The sequence below is a fragment of the Burkholderia sp. PU8-34 genome, from assembly GCF_053427725.1.
This window is the reverse complement of record NZ_JBSAXC010000010.1, coordinates 214,355-230,081: the sequence shown is the minus strand read 5'-3', so window position 1 is coordinate 230,081 and position 15,727 is coordinate 214,355. Positions and strand designations below refer to the sequence as shown.

The 15,727-nt window shown below is 66.5% G+C and carries 14 protein-coding genes and 1 pseudogene; 9 read left to right on the top strand and 6 right to left on the bottom strand.

Annotated elements, in window-relative coordinates:
* The first annotated feature begins 43 nt into the window (after nt 1-43).
* On the top strand, nt 44-2,077 hold the full coding sequence (locus ACV22Z_RS23580) for an oxidoreductase (RefSeq protein ID WP_448078676.1): 2,034 nt from the start codon (nt 44-46) through the stop codon (nt 2,075-2,077).
* Nucleotides 2,078-2,317: 240 nt separating this feature from the next.
* Here ACV22Z_RS23580 and ACV22Z_RS23575 read toward each other — a convergent pair whose 3' ends face one another.
* Nucleotides 2,318-2,722, bottom strand: coding sequence for a DUF2471 family protein (locus ACV22Z_RS23575; protein ID WP_448078675.1), 405 nt, complete (start codon nt 2,720-2,722; stop codon nt 2,318-2,320).
* Nucleotides 2,723-2,964: 242 nt separating this feature from the next.
* Here ACV22Z_RS23575 and ACV22Z_RS23570 point away from each other — a divergent pair.
* Nucleotides 2,965-3,588 (top strand): annotated as a pseudogene (locus tag ACV22Z_RS23570) (NAD(P)H-dependent oxidoreductase); the annotation flags it as partial.
* Nucleotides 3,589-3,797: 209 nt separating this feature from the next.
* Here the strand turns inward: ACV22Z_RS23570 and catC are convergent.
* From catC to ACV22Z_RS23555, 3 genes are read right to left on the bottom strand one after another with little or no spacing between them, the layout of a single operon-like run.
* Nucleotides 3,798-4,088: a muconolactone Delta-isomerase gene (gene catC, locus ACV22Z_RS23565; protein ID WP_448078674.1), complete on the bottom strand. Its 291-nt coding sequence runs from the start codon at nt 4,086-4,088 to the stop codon at nt 3,798-3,800.
* 38 nt (nt 4,089-4,126) lie between these two features.
* Complete coding sequence (catA, locus tag ACV22Z_RS23560; protein WP_448078673.1) at nt 4,127-5,029, bottom strand: catechol 1,2-dioxygenase; 903 nt, start codon at nt 5,027-5,029, stop codon at nt 4,127-4,129.
* Between the two features lie 33 nt (nt 5,030-5,062).
* A complete protein-coding gene (locus ACV22Z_RS23555) occupies nt 5,063-6,196 on the bottom strand; it encodes a muconate/chloromuconate family cycloisomerase (RefSeq protein WP_448078672.1) in 1,134 nt (377 codons plus the stop codon).
* Between the two features lie 91 nt (nt 6,197-6,287).
* On the opposite strand from ACV22Z_RS23555, the gene ACV22Z_RS23550 reads away from it, so the two are divergent.
* Nucleotides 6,288-7,178, top strand: a complete 891-nt coding sequence (locus ACV22Z_RS23550; protein WP_448078671.1) for a LysR family transcriptional regulator — start codon at nt 6,288-6,290, stop codon at nt 7,176-7,178.
* Nucleotides 7,179-7,424: 246 nt separating this feature from the next.
* Here ACV22Z_RS23550 and andR read toward each other — a convergent pair whose 3' ends face one another.
* The gene (andR, locus tag ACV22Z_RS23545) at nt 7,425-8,384 is read right to left on the bottom strand and encodes an anthranilate 1,2-dioxygenase regulatory protein AndR (RefSeq protein WP_448078670.1); all 960 of its coding nucleotides are present in this window, start codon (nt 8,382-8,384) and stop codon (nt 7,425-7,427) included.
* 214 nt (nt 8,385-8,598) lie between these two features.
* Between andR and andAc the strand changes: the two genes are divergently transcribed.
* The 5 genes from andAc (at nt 8,599) to ACV22Z_RS23520 (ending at nt 13,462) form a co-directional block, all read left to right on the top strand.
* Entirely contained in the window at nt 8,599-9,870 is a 1,272-nt protein-coding gene (andAc, locus tag ACV22Z_RS23540) for an anthranilate 1,2-dioxygenase large subunit AndAc (RefSeq protein WP_448078669.1), read from the top strand.
* 14 nt (nt 9,871-9,884) lie between these two features.
* Entirely contained in the window at nt 9,885-10,361 is a 477-nt protein-coding gene (gene andAd / locus ACV22Z_RS23535) for an anthranilate 1,2-dioxygenase small subunit AndAd (protein WP_448078668.1), read from the top strand.
* 14 nt (nt 10,362-10,375) lie between these two features.
* Nucleotides 10,376-10,702, top strand: coding sequence for an anthranilate 1,2-dioxygenase ferredoxin subunit AndAb (gene andAb, locus ACV22Z_RS23530; RefSeq protein ID WP_089474370.1), 327 nt, complete (start codon nt 10,376-10,378; stop codon nt 10,700-10,702).
* Nucleotides 10,692-11,924, top strand: coding sequence for an anthranilate 1,2-dioxygenase system ferredoxin--NAD(+) reductase (gene andAa / locus ACV22Z_RS23525; protein WP_448078667.1), 1,233 nt, complete (start codon nt 10,692-10,694; stop codon nt 11,922-11,924). The genes andAb and andAa overlap by 11 nt, the downstream gene beginning before the upstream one ends.
* A 251-nt stretch (nt 11,925-12,175) precedes the next feature.
* The gene (locus ACV22Z_RS23520; protein WP_448078666.1) at nt 12,176-13,462 is read left to right on the top strand and encodes a DUF445 domain-containing protein; all 1,287 of its coding nucleotides are present in this window, start codon (nt 12,176-12,178) and stop codon (nt 13,460-13,462) included.
* A gap of 54 nt (nt 13,463-13,516) precedes the next feature.
* Here the strand turns inward: ACV22Z_RS23520 and ACV22Z_RS23515 are convergent, their stop codons facing one another.
* Nucleotides 13,517-13,843 (bottom strand): hypothetical protein, encoded by a 327-nt coding sequence (locus ACV22Z_RS23515; RefSeq protein WP_448078665.1) that lies wholly within the window; start codon nt 13,841-13,843, stop codon nt 13,517-13,519.
* A gap of 230 nt (nt 13,844-14,073) precedes the next feature.
* On the opposite strand from ACV22Z_RS23515, the gene ACV22Z_RS23510 reads away from it, so the two are divergent.
* Nucleotides 14,074-15,714 carry an acetolactate synthase large subunit gene (locus tag ACV22Z_RS23510; protein WP_448078664.1) on the top strand — a complete coding sequence of 547 codons (1,641 nt, stop codon included), beginning with the start codon at nt 14,074-14,076 and terminating at the stop codon, nt 15,712-15,714.
* Nucleotides 15,715-15,727: the final 13 nt, after the last annotated feature.

The window sequence follows — 15,727 nt, the reverse complement described above, 5'->3', positions numbered from 1 at the left end:
CGCGCGTCCTACGATGACGTTATCGCTTTGAGTTCCCACGATCATGACGACACAGTTTCCGCATCTGCTCGCGCCGCTCGATCTCGGTTTCACGACGCTGAAGAACCGCGTGCTGATGGGCTCGATGCATACGGGCCTCGAGGACAGCCGCAAGACGCTGCCGCGGCTCGCCGACTATTTCGCCGAACGCGCGCGCGGCGGTGTCGGCCTGATGGTCACCGGCGGCTTCGCGCCGAACGTGGCCGGCTGGACCAAGCCGTTCGGCGGCACGCTTTCGACGTCGTCGGCCGCGCGCCGGCATCGCGTGATCACCGACGCCGTGCACGCCGAAGACGGCAAGATCGCGTTGCAGATCCTGCACACGGGCCGCTACGGCTATCACCCGTTCGCGGTTGCGCCGTCGAAGATCAAGTCGCCGATCTCGCCGTTCACGCCGCACGAGCTGACCGCGCGCGGCATCGAGCGGCAGATTCGCGCGTTCGTCCGCTGCGCTCAGCTCGCGCGCGAAGGCGGCTACGACGGCGTCGAGATCATGGGCTCCGAGGGCTACCTGATCAACCAGTTCATCTCGCTGCACACCAACAAGCGCACCGACGAGTGGGGCGGCGCTTACGAGAACCGCATCCGCCTGCCGATCGAAATCGTCGAGCGCACGCGCGAGGCGGTCGGCCGCGATTTCATCCTGATCTACCGGCTGTCGATGCTCGACCTGATTCCGGACGGCAGCGACTGGAACGAAGTCGTGCAGCTCGCGAAGGCCGTGGAGCGCGCGGGCGCGACGATCATCAACACGGGGATCGGCTGGCACGAGGCGCGCGTGCCGACGATCGCGACGTCGGTGCCGCGCGGCGCGTTCGCGTGGGTGACGAAGAAGATGAAGGGCGAGGTCGGCATCCCGCTCGTGACGACGAACCGGATCAACCGGCCGGAAGTCGCCGAACAGATCCTGGCGGACGGCTGCGCGGACATGGTGTCGATGGCCCGTCCGCTGCTCGCCGACGCCGAATTCGTGATCAAGGCCGCGCAGGGGCGCGCCGATGAGATCAACACGTGCATCGGCTGCAACCAGGCGTGTCTCGACCACGCGTTCAAGAACCGGATCGCGTCGTGCCTGCTGAACCCGCGCGCGTGCCATGAGACGGAGCTGAAATATGCGCCGGTGGCGAAACCGAAGAGCATCGCCGTGGTGGGCGCGGGGCCGGCGGGGCTCGCGTGTTCGACGGTGCTCGCGCAGCGCGGCCATCGGGTCGACCTGTTCGATGCGGCGGCGGATATCGGCGGGCAGTTCAACATGGCGAAGCGAATTCCGGGCAAGGAGGAATTCCATGAGGTGCTGCGCTATTTCCGCCGGCAGATCGAGTTGACCGGTGTGTCGTTGCACCTGAACCGGTGTGTCGATGCAAGCGACCTGATCGCGGGCGGGTATGACGAAATCGTGCTCGCAACCGGCGTGTCACCGCGCGATCCCAAGATTCCAGGGCAAGACGGCGCGAACGTGCTGAGCTATATCGACGTGCTCGCGGGCAATCGGCCGGTCGGCAAGCGGGTCGCGGTGGTTGGCGCGGGCGGGATCGGCTTCGATGTCGCGGAGTTTCTCGTGCAGGACGGTGTGTCGCCGGCGCTCGATCTCGACGAATGGAAGGCCGAATGGGGCGTGACCGATCCGGCGGCGACGCGCGGCGGCGTGACGCGTGCGCAGACGACGCCGCCGGCCCGCGAGGTGACACTGCTGCAGCGCAAGGCCGCGCCGCTCGGCAAGGGGCTCGGCAAGACGACCGGCTGGATTCACCGCGCGACGCTGAAGATGAAGCAGGTGAAGATGATCGGCGGCGTGAACTACGAGCGGATCGATGTGCGCGGGCTGCATGTGTCGTACGGCGAGAAGCGCGCCGATCCGGAGCTGATCGAGGTCGACACGATCGTGCTGTGTGCGGGCCAGGAGCCGCAGCGCGCGCTCGTCGAACCGCTGCAGGCAGCGGGGCAATCGGTGCACCTGATCGGCGGCGCGGAACTGGCCGCCGAACTCGATGCGAAGCGTGCGATCGACCAGGGTGCGCGGCTGGCGGCGCGGCTGTAACGCGTGTAGTGCGTATTGCCACTGATCTCAACCTCCGGCACCGGGTACGCAGGCCCTGCCCTCATCGGCGCGTGCTACGTCTCTCGATGAGGGCAGGGCGGCTGGCCCGTACGGCTACGTAGCCGTCGCAGCGGCGGTCGCTACCCAACGATCGTTTTCGCATTGCGTGGGCGATCGTCGGGCCTGATCAATATCGGCTGCCGACCCGTTCACAGTGCTGATGGCGCACTCTGCCGATGCTCAGGCGGCCTCGGCCTGTTCCGCGGCTTCCGCCTCGAGCATCGCCTTCACGATCAGATAGACGGCCGGCAGGTCGTCGTCGTCGCGGCGCCAGTCCACTGGTTCCTCGACGTCCGCGGCCAGCAGGCGGCTGTCGCGCAGCCGGATGAACGCGTCGATCACCGCAGGATCGTTCCGGTTCAGAAACCCCGAATTCGAGAAAGCCAGCTCCTCGACGTCGAGCAGCGCGCGCCAGCTCATCGTGCGCACCGCGGCCGGGTGCGTGCGCCGGCGCAGGCCGAGCGCACGCTGGGCAGGCCCGCCGACCACACGCTGCAGGTCGACGACCGCCCGCTGCGCGGCGCGCTCGAAGTGGACGGGATTGAAGCCGGGTTGCTCGGGATCGAAAGCGGATGACTGGAACATGGTCGCCTCACAAGGTCCGTTCGTCGAAGATGACGGAAATCGGGTCATATGGCCAAAAGCACTGTAAATATATACAGTGATTCGGACGGTTTCAAGTCCTGGATAGAGATTTTTGGCAGTGGGTGTCAGCGAGCGGTCGGGGCGATTGGCGAGGGTAACGGGTAAGGGCGACTGGCGAAGACGATCCGCAACAGTGACCTGCGGCGGTGGCACGCGACGCTGGCCGGAGAGGGGGGCCTGCGAAGCCGCCCGGCGAGCGATTCGATCCGTCAGACGACGCAAAGCGCGCGTTCGAGCAAGGCACGCAACCCGACGACATCGCGCGCGAACAGGCGAAGCTGAAGTGGGCCGATGCGGCGATCCTGCAGTTCCCGCTGTGGTGGTTCACGATGCCGGCGATCATGAAGGGCTGGGTCGAGCGCGTATATGCGTGCGGCTTCGCGTATGGGGTCGGCGAGCATTCGGATTCACATTGGGGCAATCGGTACGGCGAAGGCACGCTCGCAGGCAAGCGCGCGATGGTGCTCGTCACGACGGGCGGCTGGGAATCGCACTACAGCCCGCGTGGCATCAACGGCGCGATCGACGAAGTGCTGTTTCCGATCCAGCATGGGGTGCTGTTTTACCCGGGCTTCGACGTGCTTCCGCCGTTCGTGATCTACCGGACGGGAGAGATGGATGACGCGCGGTTTGCGGCAACGCGCGATGCGCTCGGCGCGCGTCTCGACAGTCTGTGGGAGATTTCGCCGATTCCGTTCCGGCGGCAGAACTCCGGCGAATACGAGATTCCGGCGTTGACGTTGAAGGCAGAGATCGCGCCGGAACGGGTGGGGTTCGCGGCGCATGTGGAGGAGGTGGGCCGCTGAGGCCCGATCAATGACGGTTGTGGATGCGCCGTTCGATACGCAGGCGTCCGGGCGGCGAGGTGCGCCCGGCGATGCGGGCCGTGCGAGCACGCGATACGACGCGCAATGGCAGATCACGAAACGAAGCGGGCGACCTGAGTGGAATCCCAGGTCGCCCGCGTTGCAAACAGACGCGGCCGCCAGGCGGCGACCACGTTTGCACTGCTCACTTACCGATCATCTTCCCGAACCGACGACGGATGCCGGCACAGCGCCCGCACCTCGAGCTTCATATACGGAAACAGCGGCAACTGGCTCAACGTGTCATGCAGCTGCTGCACGCTGTCGACATCAAAAATGCTGACGTTCGCATACTGCCCCGCGATCCTCCACAGATGTCGCCAGACCCCTTCGTTCATCAGCCGCTGGCACATTGCCTTCTCTTCGGCCTTCAGCGTCGCCGCCTTGACCGGATCCATATCCGCCGGCAGATGGACGGTCATTTCCACATGAAACAGCATCACTCGCTCCTTGCGTTATCGGTTCGTCGCGCAACCGCTCAGGCTTGCGCGCGCACGCGTTCGACTTCGCTGTCCGGCACGTTCGCCTTTTCCTTGATCATCGTGAAGTCAAAATCGATCAGCGCGAACTGGCCATCGACGCCGTAAGGCTTGCCTTCCGCCCCTTCGGCTTGCTTGACCTTCGGAATCAGCCCTTCGCGGGTCGCGAACGCGAAGTCGTCCCAGATGTGCGGATCGCCTTCGATGTTGATCTGCGTCGTCAGCTTACGATAACCATCCGCGGAAACGAAGAAGTGAATGTGCGCGGGACGATGGCCGTGGCGGCCGAGCTGGTCGAGCAGCTGCTCGGTCTTGCTGCCCGGCGGCACGCTGTAGCCGACCGGCAGCACGCTGCGGAAGCTGTAGCGGCCTTCGGCGTCGGTGCGGATCGAGCGTCGCAGGTTGAACGCCGGCTGCGATTGATCGAAGTACGAATAGTTGCCGAGATGGTTCGCGTGCCACACTTCGACCAGCGCGTTCGCGAGCGGTGCGCCGTTGTCGCCGAGCACCTGGCCGCGCATGATGAGCGTCTGGCCCGGATCGGTGCCGTCGTCGAGGCGCGCATGGCCGACCGATTCCGGTGCGCCCGCCACGTACAGCGGCCCTTCAATCGTGCGCGGCGTGCCGCCGTGGATGCCGGCCTTTGCTTCAGCTTCGTCCATCCGTACGTCGAGGTAGCGCTCGAAGCCGAGGCCCGCGGCGATCAGGCCGAATTCCTTGCCGGCCTCGTTCAGGTAGTTGAGCGCGGTCCAGAACTCGCTCGGCTGCACGTCGAAATCCTCGATCGTGTAGCACAGGTCCTTCACGATCCGGTTGACGATCGCGCGCACGCGCGGGTTGCCGGGCTTTTCAGCGGCATCGTCGAAGGTCTTCAGCAGCGCGTCGATGGCGTCCTTGTTCATCTGTGTCTCCAATATCGGGTGTCGTGCGGGGAATCAGCGGGCGTCGCGTCGCATCCGTTCGATGCGGGCCCAGTCGAAGGTAATGCCGAGGCCGGGCGTCGCCGGCAAGTGCAGCTTGAAATCCTGGTAACGCAGCGGCTCGACGAGGATTTCCTCGGTCAGCAGCAGCGGCCCGAACAGCTCGGTGCCCCATTGCAGCGAACCGAACGTGCTGAACAGCTGCGCCGACGCCATCGTGCCGGCCGCGCCTTCGAGCATCGTGCCGCCATACAGGCCGATGCCGGCCGCCGACGCGATCGCCGCGACGCTCGCGGCGCCCAGCAGGCCGCCCGACTGCGCGATCTTCACCGCGAACACGTCGGCCGCACGGTCCTGCGCGAGCGCGAACGCGTCGACGGGGCCATGCAGCGCTTCGTCGGCCATGATCGGAATCTGCGCGAGTTGCGTGAGGCGCTTCAGGCCCGCGCGGTTGGCCGCCGCGATCGGCTGCTCGACGAGGCTCACGCCGGCCTCCGCGAGACGCGGGCCGGCCCAGATCGCGTCGGTTTCAGTCCACGCCTGGTTCACGTCGATCCGCACGTCGCCGCGCTCGCCGAGCGCGCGCTTGATCGCGATCACATGCGCGACGTCGTCGGCCACCGCGTTCGAGCCGATCTTCAGCTTGAATGTACGGTGGCGGCGCGCGTCGAGCATCGCTTCGGCTTCCGCGATGTCGCGCTGCGTGTCGCCGCTCGCGAGTGTCCACGCAACGTCGACCGCGTCGGTCGTGCGGCCGCCGAACAGCTCGGACAGCGGCACGCCGAGGCGGCGCGCCTGCGCGTCGAACAGCGCGGTCTCGAGCGCGCACTTCGCGAAGCGGTTGCCCTGGAACAGCTTGCGCACGCGCGCCATCGCGGCGCCCGGGCGGGTGGCGTCCATCCCTTGCAAGAGCGGCGCGAAGTAGGTGTCGATGTTGACCTTGATGCTTTCCGGGCTTTCCTCGCCGTACGCGAGGCCGCCGATGGTCGTCCCTTCGCCGACGCCTTCGATACCGTCCGAGCATCGAACCCGGACCAGCACGAGGGTCTGGCAATTCATCGTGGCGACCGACAACTTGTGGGGGCGGATCGTCGGCACGTCGACAAGCAGGGTCTCGACGCGGTCGATGGTGGCGGCAGTTGCTATCATGCGATTCCTCCTGTTGGTGCACATGGTAGGAACAACCGCCCGGCGGCGTCCAACACTCTTTCCGACTACTTCCATACTTTCGAGGTATGCAATGGAATTGCGTCAGCTCCGGTACTTCATGGCCGTCGCCGAGGAGATGAACATCACGCGGGCGGCCGAGCGCCTGCACATGACGCAGCCGCCGCTCAGCCGCCAGCTGCAGGCGATCGAGGACGAGATCGGCCTGCCGCTGTTCGAGCGCGGCGCGCGGCCGCTGAAGCTGACCGAGGCGGGGCGCGTGTTCTATGCGCAGGCGAAGCGGCTCGTCGACCAGGCCGACGAGCTCGGGCCGCTGACGCGGCGGCTCGCGCAGATGTCGGAGCGGATCGTGATCGGCTTCGTGCCGTCGACGCTGTACGGCGCGCTGCCGGACGTGATCCGCGCGTTCCGCGAGGCGCAGCCGGACGTCGAGCTGTCGCTGATCGAAATGTTCACGCTCGAGCAGCTCGGCGCGCTGAAAGGCGGGCGCATCGACGTCGGGTTCGGCCGCCTGCGGTTCGACGACGACCAGCTCGTGCGCGAGGCGCTGATCGAGGAAAAGCTGATCGCGGCGCTGCCGGTCGGGCATCCGCTCGCCGATCCGGACCGGCCGCTCACGCTGGCCGACGTCGCGAACGAGACGCTGATCGTCTATCCGAGCACGCCGCGGCCGAGTTTTGCCGACCAGCAGTTGTCCGCGCTGCGCGACGGCGGGCTCGCGCCGGCCGCCGTGCACGAGGTGCGCGAATTGCAGACGGCGCTCGGGCTCGTCGCCGCGAAGGTCGGCGTGTCGCTGGTGCCGGAAAGTGTCGAGGGCGTGCGGGTGAGGGGTGTCGTGTACCGCCGCCTGCCGGAGCCGGTCGCGACGTCGCCGATCATCATGAGCCGCCGGCTGCATGACGAAAGCCCCGCGACGGCGGCGTTCTGCGCGATCGCCCGCGAGATGATCGCGCCGGCGGGCTGACGGTTACTGTTGCGTCACATATCGCAACTAACGGTCGATTCCCGGGCCGTACGTCGGCGCGATGCCGCGCGGCGAACCTGCTTGCAGACGCAGACGCAGACGCAGACGCAGACGCAGACGCCGAGCGAGCGCAGCCACGTGTGCACGCGCAGGCGAAAACACATGTGCCGGCGCACGCGAAAAAAGTGATGAAGAATGTGACCGCCGTGAGCGAAAACGCGCAGGGAGCTCGCCCCGCACGCTGCATCAGCGCTTGCCGTCGAGCGTCTCCGACGGCAGTTCGCCAAACGTCTCCCGATACGCGATCGCAAACCGGCCGAGGTGCGTGAAGCCGCAATCGAGCGCGATGTCGGCGATCCGCCGCTCGCTGCCCGCAGCGCGCAGCAGGTCACGCGCATGCTCGAGCCGCGCGTGGCGCAGGTACTGCATCGGGCTCATCCCGCGAAACTGGATGAACGCATCGCGCAGCGTGCGCTCGGGCACGCCGGCCGCGCCGACGATGTCGGCGAGCTGCAGCGGTTGCGCGTAGTGGGCCGCGACGAACTCCTGTGCGCGCCGCACGAAGCCCGGCGCGGGGTCGTGGCGCGATGGCGGGACGGCCGACGGCGGATGCCCTTCGATCAGCAGGTCGATCAGCAGGTGTTCGAGTTGCGACGCGACGCGCGGATTCGCGTTCGCGCGTTCGAGCAGGGCCGGCGAGCCCGCGACGAGCATCAGTTGCTGGCGCCACGCGGTGAGCGCCGCGTCGCTTACGCGCAGCACGGGGTCGAGCGTCGCGCGCGGATCGCCGGTCAGCGCGCCGACGGTGGCCGCATCGATGCGCAGCACGAACTGCTCGCAATCGGCGGAAAGCTGCGCATCGAAGCGCTCGCCGGGCGCGCACAGCACGCCGGTCTGGCCATCGACACCGACTTGCCGCCCCATCGCCCGCACGTCGGCTTGCCCGGACAGGCAGAACATCAGCAGGTAATAGCCGTCGACCGCGTCGACCTGCACGCGCATCGGCTCGCCGAACGCGATCGCGCCGATCCCGAGCCCGCCGATCCGCACGAAATCCATGTGCGACGCGCCGTGCACGCGGCCGCTAGGCAGCAGCGCGTGCGGCTGCATCACGCGCGAGATCCGCTCGCGCGTCTCGTCGAGATCGCGGGATTCGAACAGCCGGTGCGCGCGCAGCGCGAGCGGCTCGAACGACGTTGGGGACATGGGCATCGGTCTGGTTTTTTGGGACGCGTGCTTCGATCCGACGAATGGGGCGGGATCGCGAGCGAGCGTCGCGTGTGCCGCCATCCTAGCGCAGAAACCTGCCGGAAGTGGATACTGCGCCGCCACATTTGCAGATTCCGGATAGACGGCGAATTTTAACTTTTCAAAAATCGGCTCCATCAAACATCCCAACCGGATCGACAAGGAGTCCGACATGGAGCAGACAGAATCGCCAGTCCTGTTCGCGGCGCGCAGCGACGCGTCCGACGTGACGTTTCCTCACGACGACGGCTCGCGCGTACCGTACAAGGTGTTCAGCTCGCGTGATGTCTATGACCGCGAGCAGGAGCGCATCTTCCGCGGCCCGACGTGGAATTTCGTTGCGCTGGAAGCCGAAATTCCGAATGCGGGCGACTTCAAGAGCACGTTCGTCGGCGACACGCCCGTCGTCGTCACGCGCGCCGAGGACGGCTCGCTTGCCGCGTGGGTGAACCGCTGCGCGCACCGTGGCGCGCAGGTGTGCCGCAAGTCGCGCGGCAACGCGACGTCGCATACCTGCGTGTATCACCAGTGGAGCTTCGACAACACGGGCAACCTGCTCGGCGTGCCGTTCCGGCGCGGCCAGAAGGGGATGACCGGGATGCCGGCCGATTTCGATCCGAAGCAGCACGGGCTGCGCAAGCTGCGCGTCGACAGCTATCGCGGCCTCGTGTTCGCGACCTTCAGCGACGACGTGATGCCGCTGCCCGACTATCTCGGTGAGCAGATGCGCCCATGGATCGACCGGATCTTCCACAAGCCGATCGAATACCTCGGCTGCACGCGCCAGTACTCGAAGTCGAACTGGAAGCTGTACATGGAGAACGTGAAGGACCCGTACCACGCGAGCATGCTGCACCTGTTCCATACGACCTTCAACATCTTCCGCGTCGGCATGAAGGCGCGCTCGATTCCGGATGCGAACCACGGGCTGCACAGCATCATCACCGTGACGAAGACCGGCGACGATACGTCGGCCGCGTACAAGCAGCAGAACATCCGCTCGTTCGACGAGGGCTTCCAGCTGGAAGACGAGTCGATCCTCGATCTCGTGTCGGAATACGACGAGGACTGCACGAACCACATCCAGCCGATCTTCCCGCAGCTCGTGATCCAGCAGATCCACAACACGCTGGTCGCGCGGCAGATCCTGCCGAAGGGGCCCGACAACTTCGAGCTGATCTTCCACTTCTTCGGTTATGCCGACGACACGCCCGAGCTGCGCGCGCTGCGCATCAAGCAGGCGAACCTCGTCGGGCCGGCCGGCTACATCTCGATGGAAGACACCGAAGCGACCGAGCTCGTGCAGCGCGGCACGGTGCGCGACGCCGACGCGACGTCGGTGATCGAGATGTCGCGCGGCAATCCGGACCAGCAGGACACGGTCATTACCGAAAGCCTGATCCGCAAGTTCTGGGTCGGCTACCAGAAGCTGATGGGCTATTGAAGCGGGAGCGCGAAATGACGGAAGACATGAAGACGTGGTTCGAGATCCATATGCTGCAGAACCGCTACATCGGCCACCTCGACAACAACCGGCTCGAACAGTGGCCGGAGATGTTCACCGAGGACTGCACGTACGAGATCGTTCCGAAGGAAAACGCCGACCTCGGACTGCCGGTCGGGATCGTCCACTGCACGAACCAGCGGATGCTGCGCGACCGCGTCGTGTCGCTGCGGCACGCGAACATCTTTGAAGAGCACACGTACCGGCACATGACGTCGGGGCTGACGATCGTCGCGGCGCGCGACGGCGAGATCGATACCGAAAGCAACTACGTCGTCGTGCAGACGCGCAGCAACGGCGAATCGAACGTGTACCAGGCCGGCAAGTACTACGACACGATCGTGCGCACGCCGGACGGCCTGCGCTACAAGACGAAGCGCGTGATCTACGACACGTCGCGCGTGCAGACGCTGCTCGCCACTCCGATCTGACAGAGAGGAACGCCATGACTGAAGCAACACTGACCGAGTGGCATCCGCTCGGCGCCTTCGACGAATTCTCCGAAGACGAACCGGCGGCGCGCGTCGCCGGGCAGAAGCCGATCGCCGTCTTCCGGATCGGCGACGAACTGTTCGCGATGCACGACCTGTGCACGCACGGCCACGCGCGGCTGTCGGAAGGCTATGTCGAGGATGGCTGCGTCGAATGCCCGCTGCATCAGGGGCTGATCGACATCCGCACCGGTGCGCCGAAATGCGCGCCGATCACGGAACCGGTGCGGACCTATCCGATCCGGATCGTCGACGGACAGGTAGAAGTCAATGTCGGCTGACCCTATCGTGATCGTCGGCGCCGGGCACGCCGCGCGGCGGGCTGCCGAGGCGCTGCGCGCGCGCGACGCCGACGCGCGCATCGTGATGATCGGCGCGGAGCGCGAGCTGCCTTACGACCGGCCCGCGCTGTCGAAGGATGCACTGCTGAGCGACGAGGGCGAGCAGCGCGCGTTCGTGCGCGATGCCGCATGGTACGACGCGCAGCGGATCGAGCTGCGGCTCGGCACGCGGGTCGAGGCGATCGAGCGCGTCGCGCAGCGCGTGCGGCTCGCTGACGGCGCGACGCTGCCGTATCGGCGCCTCGTGCTCGCGACCGGCTCGCGGGTTCGCAGGTTCGGCGGGCCGGTGGATGCGGACGTGCCGCTGCATTACGTGCGCACGGTCGCCGATGCGCGTGCGCTGCGTGCAGCGCTGGCGCCGGGCAAGCATGTCGCGGTCCTCGGCGGCGGGTTCATCGGTCTGGAAGTGGCTGCGGCCGCGCGCCAGCTCGGCTGCGCGGTGACGGTGATCGATCCGGCCGCGCGTCTGCTGCAGCGCGCGCTGCCTGAAGTGGTCGGCGCGTTTGCGCAACAGATGCACGACGGGCGTGGCGTCGGGTTCCGGCTGTCGACGCTGCCGCGCGCGATCCGGCGCGGCGCATCGGGTAACGCTTCGAGTGGCGCGGTGGTCGAGACGGACCGCGGCGACGTGCCGGCCGATGTCGTGGTCGTCGGGATCGGCGTCGTGCCGAACGTCGAGCTCGCCGAAGCGGCGGGGCTCGACGTCGACAACGGCGTGCGCGTCGACGCGGGCTGCCGCACGAACGATCCGGCGATCTTCGCGGCGGGCGAGGTGACGATGCACTTCAATCCGCTGCTCGGCCGGCACGTGCGGATCGAGTCGTGGCAGGTCGCGGAGAATCAGCCGGCCGTCGCGGCGGCGAACGTGCTCGGCGCGGACGAGGCCTATGCGGAGCTGCCTTGGCTCTGGTCGGATCAGTACGACTGCAACCTGCAGATGCTCGGGCTGTTCGGCGGCGAGAAGACCACGGTCGTGCGCGGCGATCCGTCGAACGGGCCGTTCACGGTGTTCGGGCTTGGCGACGACGGCAAGCTTGTCGCGGCCGCCGCGGTGAAGGCGGGGCGCGACATCGGCGCATGCCGCCGGATGATCGCGGCGGGTGCGGTGCCCGATCCGGAGCGGCTTGCCGATCCGGCGGTGAACCTGAAGACGTTTTTGTGACAAAAAGGGCGCGCGGCGGGCATCGCCGCCGTGGACGTCGGATTGCAGTTGGCGATGATGTTGCCGGCTGCGCGCACATGCCGGACGACTGCGCGACGCGATGTACGACGTGATGTATGACGTGATGTACGACGTGATGCGCGACGTGACGCTCGGCGGCGGTCGCGCGGGCCTGTCGAGCATCACGCAGCGCGTTTGTCGGCCGCCGCGAAATCGGGGATATTAGCGGCATCCCCGATTCGCCTGCCGCCATGACGCCAGACAAAGCCCTCGAACTGAATCGCAGCAAGCGCCGCGCGCTGTCGTTGCTGCTCGTCGCCGTCGCGGTGTTCGCGACCACGATCTTCCTGCCGCGCGGCGTGTGGGTCGACGGGATCAAGGCGGTGGCCGAGGCCGCGATGGTCGGCGCGCTCGCCGACTGGTTCGCGGTCGTCGCGCTGTTCCGCCGCGTGCCGATCCCGATCGTGTCGCGCCACACCGAAATCATTCCGCAGAACAAGGACAAGATCGCCGACAACCTCGCGATTTTCGTGCGCGAGAAATTCCTCGGCCCCGAGGCACTCGCCGCGCAGATCCGCCAGCACGATCCCGCGCAGATGCTCGGCGCGTGGCTCGGCGAGCCCGCAAACACCGACGCGCTCGGCGGCTACGTGACGAAGCTGATGAGCTTCGCGCTCGACATGACCGACGACGCGCGGATCCAGTCGTTCGTGCACGACGCGTTTCGCGCGCTGGTCGACAAGGTCGACCTGTCGCAATCGGCCGGCGCGATCCTCGATACGCTGACGAAGGACGGCCGCCACCAGGCGTTGCTCGACGACGCGATCGAGCAGGTCGTCGACGTGCTCGCGAAACCCGAGAACCGCGAGGTGATCGCGGGCTTCATCGTCGAATGGCTGAAGACGCAGTATCCGAAATTCGAGAAGATCATGCCGACCCACTGGCTCGGCGAGAACGGCGCGGAACTGGTCGCGAATGCGGTCAGCCGCGTGCTCGAAGGCGTGGCGGCCGATCCCGAGCATGAATTGCGCCAGCGCTTCGACCGGGTCGTCGAGCGCCTGACCGAGCGCCTGAAGCACGATCCCGCGTTCATCGAGAAGGGTGAGGAGATCAAGCGCTACATCCGCGACGGCGACGCGTTCAACACGTACGTGAGGGATCTGTGGGATCAACTGCGCGCGTGGCTGAAGGCCGATCTCGCGCGTACCGATTCGACGCTGCACCGGCAGGCCGCGACGCTCGGCGGCTGGCTCGGCGCACGGCTCGCGGAAAGCCCGGCGTTGCGCGCGTCGCTGAACGAGCACATCGAGAAAGCGGTGTACGAGATGGCGCCGGATTTCGCGGACTTCCTGATGCGTCACATCCGCGACACGGTGCGCAATTGGGATGCGCGCGAGATGTCGCGGCAGATCGAGCTCAACATCGGCAAGGATCTGCAGTACATCCGCATCAACGGCACGCTGGTCGGCGGGCTGATCGGGCTCGGGCTGTATCTGGTGTCGCTGGTGCCGCGCTGGGCGGGCGGCTGGCTGCATTGACGCGGCCGTGATCGCGGACGCTCTCCAGCGTGGATTGTTCTGCGGGACGCGTGCTTATGCGTGCCTGCGCTCGCGCGGTTCAACCTTCCGGTCGATCTCATTGCGCGTCGGCAGCGTTTTGAGGTCGTACGTGGCTTGCAGGTTCAGCCAGAATTCCGGCGACGCGTGCGCCGAAGCACCGATGTGTGCAATCGCCAACAGGAGACCTAACCGATCAAGTTTCGGCGTGGCGAATGCAAGATGGAGGGCATCGCAAATGCGTGCCTGCCGGTTTCTGTCGTACCGACGACCATAAGGCCGCCCGCTCCATTTGTCGGTTAAATGACCGTTCGGCCGATCCGTCCGTGACAGCCCGGTGCGGCCGGCGATCGAAGTCGACATTTCCGGATTCCGACTACAATCAAAAATGTCTTTGCCGCCGGTGCGCGTTCGTTGCGCGCCGGCGGATCCGTTCGTCCTCCGGGTTCCGGAGACGCCGCCGCGCGCTGCGCGGCGGGCAAGTGCAGTGGTGTGTGAGCAGCAGGTAAACGTCCGCGCGCCGTAGGCCGGCGTGCGTCCTGAGCGCCGCGCGTCCGTAGGCCGGGCAGGCGGCATCAACCGAGAGTCCCCCCATGAAAGCATCGGATCTGTTCGTGAAGGCGCTGGAAGCCGAAGGCGTCGAGTATGTGTTCGGCATTCCCGGCGAGGAAAACCTCGATCTGCTCGAATCGCTGCGGCGATCGCGGATCAAGCTCGTGCTGACCCGGCACGAGCAGGCGGCCGGGTTCATGGCCGCCACCTACGGGCGCCTGACAGGCAAGACGGGCGTCTGCCTGGCGACGCTCGGCCCGGGCGCGACCAACTTCGTGACGGCGGCCGCGTATGCGCAGCTCGGCGGGATGCCGATGCTGATGATCACCGGGCAGAAGCCGATCAAGTCCAGCAAGCAGGGCCACTTCCAGATCGTCGACGTCGTCGACATGATGCAGCCGCTCACGAAATTCACGCGGCAGATCGTGTCGATCGGCAACATCCCGTCGGCCGTGCGCGAGGCATTCCGGCGCGCGGAGGAGGAACGCCCCGGCGCGGCCCACCTCGAGCTGCCGGAAGACATCGCGCACGAGGAAGGCGACGGCAAGCCGATCCCGCGCAGCTACAGCCGGCGGCCGATCGCCGAGGAGAAGGCGGTCGCGCATGCGGTCGATGCGATCCAGGCCGCGCGCTATCCGCTCCTGATGATCGGCGCGGGCGGCAACCGCAAGACCACCCGCAAGATCCTGGTCGAATTCGTCGACAAGACGGGCATTCCGTTCTTCACGACGCAGATGGGCAAGGGCGTGATCGACGAGATGCACCCGCTGTGGCTCGGCAACGCGACACTGTCGGACGGCGACTTCGTGCACCGCGCGATCGAGCATGCGGACTGCATCATCAACGTCGGCCACGACGTGATCGAGAAGCCGCCGTTCTTCATGCGCGCGGACGACAAGACGGTGATCCACGTGAACTTCCTCGGCGCGCAGGTCGACCCCGTCTATTTCCCGCAGATCGAGGTGGTCGGCGACATCGCGAACGCTGTGTGGCAGATGAAGGAAGCGATCGCGCCGCAGCCGCACTGGGATTTCGCGCGCTTCGCGATGATCAAGGAGCACTTCGAGGCCCACCTGCAGAAGGGGCAGCACGATCCGCGCTTCCCGATGTATCCGGTGCGGATCGTGAACGACCTGTACAACGCGCTGCCGGACGACGGGATCGTCTGTCTCGACAACGGGATGTACAAGATCTGGTTCGCGCGCTACTGGCGCGCGCACGAGCCGAACTCGCTGCTGCTCGACAACGCGCTCGCGTCGATGGGCGCGGGCCTGCCGTCGGCGATCGCGACGAAGATCGTGCATCCGCAGCGCAAGGTGATCGCCGTCTGCGGCGACGGCGGCTTCATGATGAACTCGCAGGAGCTCGAAACGGCGGTGCGGCTGAAGCTCGACATCGTCGTGATGATCCTGCGCGACGACGCGTTCGGGATGATCCGCTGGAAGCAGGAGAACATGAACTTCCCCGACTTCGCGATGACGCTGCAGAACCCCGATTTCGTCGCGTATGCGCAAAGCTACGGTGCGCACGGCCACCGCGTCGAGGCGGCCGACGATCTCGAGCCGCTGTTGCGCGAGTGCTTTGCGTCGCCGGGCGTGCACGTGATCGACGTGCCGATCGACTACTCGGACAACGAGCGCGTGCTGAACCGCGAGATCAAGCGCCTGTCGGCGCAGCTCTGACTTCACCGGAAGG

Coding starts and splice junctions, on each gene's coding strand:
- andAc (WP_448078669.1), top strand. CDS start 8,599: ATGGAGCAGACAGAATCGCCAGTCCTGTTCGCGGCGCGCAGCGACGCG.
- ACV22Z_RS23550 (WP_448078671.1), top strand. CDS start 6,288: ATGGAATTGCGTCAGCTCCGGTACTTCATGGCCGTCGCCGAGGAGATG.
- andAa (WP_448078667.1), top strand. CDS start 10,692: ATGTCGGCTGACCCTATCGTGATCGTCGGCGCCGGGCACGCCGCGCGG.
- andAb (WP_089474370.1), top strand. CDS start 10,376: ATGACTGAAGCAACACTGACCGAGTGGCATCCGCTCGGCGCCTTCGAC.
- andAd (WP_448078668.1), top strand. CDS start 9,885: ATGACGGAAGACATGAAGACGTGGTTCGAGATCCATATGCTGCAGAAC.
- ACV22Z_RS23580 (WP_448078676.1), top strand. CDS start 44: ATGACGACACAGTTTCCGCATCTGCTCGCGCCGCTCGATCTCGGTTTC.
- ACV22Z_RS23510 (WP_448078664.1), top strand. CDS start 14,074: ATGAAAGCATCGGATCTGTTCGTGAAGGCGCTGGAAGCCGAAGGCGTC.
- ACV22Z_RS23555 (WP_448078672.1), bottom strand. CDS start 6,196: ATGATAGCAACTGCCGCCACCATCGACCGCGTCGAGACCCTGCTTGTC.
- ACV22Z_RS23520 (WP_448078666.1), top strand. CDS start 12,176: ATGACGCCAGACAAAGCCCTCGAACTGAATCGCAGCAAGCGCCGCGCG.
- catA (WP_448078673.1), bottom strand. CDS start 5,029: ATGAACAAGGACGCCATCGACGCGCTGCTGAAGACCTTCGACGATGCC.
- andR (WP_448078670.1), bottom strand. CDS start 8,384: ATGTCCCCAACGTCGTTCGAGCCGCTCGCGCTGCGCGCGCACCGGCTG.
- ACV22Z_RS23515 (WP_448078665.1), bottom strand. CDS start 13,843: ATGTCGACTTCGATCGCCGGCCGCACCGGGCTGTCACGGACGGATCGG.
- ACV22Z_RS23575 (WP_448078675.1), bottom strand. CDS start 2,722: ATGTTCCAGTCATCCGCTTTCGATCCCGAGCAACCCGGCTTCAATCCC.
- catC (WP_448078674.1), bottom strand. CDS start 4,088: ATGCTGTTTCATGTGGAAATGACCGTCCATCTGCCGGCGGATATGGAT.